The organism is Streptomyces sp. NRRL WC-3549 (assembly GCF_000721935.1).
GTDB lineage: Bacteria > Actinomycetota > Actinomycetes > Streptomycetales > Streptomycetaceae > Streptomyces.
The window spans coordinates 46166-47314 of sequence record NZ_KL585443.1 but is presented as its reverse complement, the minus strand read 5'-3'; the positions used below and the strand labels follow the sequence as shown (position 1 = coordinate 47314).

General features: G+C 72.9%; 1 protein-coding gene. It reads right to left on the bottom strand.

Translation table 11 applies throughout. The features are described 5' to 3' along the window. Nucleotides 1-1149: type III PLP-dependent enzyme domain-containing protein (locus IH13_RS0134065; protein WP_031090676.1), on the bottom strand; the 1149-nt coding region annotated here is incomplete at both ends.

The window sequence follows — 1149 nt, the reverse complement described above, 5'->3', positions numbered from 1 at the left end:
TGGTAAAGCCGTACACGGCGGGACGCGGCAGGCTGTTGTAGGCCCAGTGCGTCGAGAAGTAGTACGCACCCGTGTCGTACAGGGCCACGAAGTCACCCTCCCGCAGCTCGGGCAGCTCCCGGGCGTGGGCCACGACGTCCCCGGTGAAGCAGCACGGACCCGCGATGTCCTGGACCATCGGCGGACCACCGCGGGGGCGGCCCTCCCCGTCGAAGGCGCCCACCCGCAGCGGCCAGGCATCGGGCATGAAGACCGTCCTGGTGGCCACCTGCGCCCCCGCGTGGGTGAGCGCGATACGCCGGCCGCCCGCGTCCTTGGTGTACTCCACCCGTGCCCCGATGAAACCGTTCTTGGCCAGCAGGGACCGGCCGAACTCGGTGACCAGCGCGTACCGGCCGTCGAAGAGTCCGGGCGCCGCCGCCCTGAGCACCGCCACGTACTCGGAGAAGGCGGGACGGTCCTCCTCGCCGGTGAAATCGACCGGAAGGCCGCCGCCGATGTCGATGCCCGTGATCCGCCGGGAGCCCACCGCCCCGTTGATCTCCTCGGCCAGCCGGTGCGTCTCGGCGATGCCCTCCGCGATGAGTTCCAGCGGGCAGCCCTGCGACCCCACGTGCGCGTGCAGCCGGGTCAGCCACGGGCGCTCGGCGAAGGCGTGCACGACCTGCTCGCGGACCCCGGGGTCGCGCAGCGGCACCCCGAACTTCGAGGTCGCCGTCGCCGTGCTCATCGCGCCGATGGACCCGCTGCCCACCTGCGGGTTGACCCGCAGCCCGAGGACCGACGCGGATTCCGGTGGGCGCAGCTCGCCGATGCGGTGCAGTTCGCCGAAGTTGTCGGCGTTCACGGCCACCCCGAGCGCCAGCGCCAGCCGGAGTTCGTCCCGGGTCTTCGCGGGGGAGTCGAGCACGATCCGCCCGGGTGCGAACCCCGACTCGACGGCCAGCCGCAGCTCACCGGGGCTCGCCACCTCGCAGCCCATGCCGCACGCGGCGAGCAGCCGCAGTACGGGCACCAGGGAGGCGGCTTTCGCGGCGAAGGTGTGCAGGACGGTCACACCGGGCACCGCGTCGAAGGCGTCCCGCAGAGCGGCGACCGAGCGCCGCACACCCTCCACGTCCAGGAAGCCGGCGACCGGCTGCTCCTCGC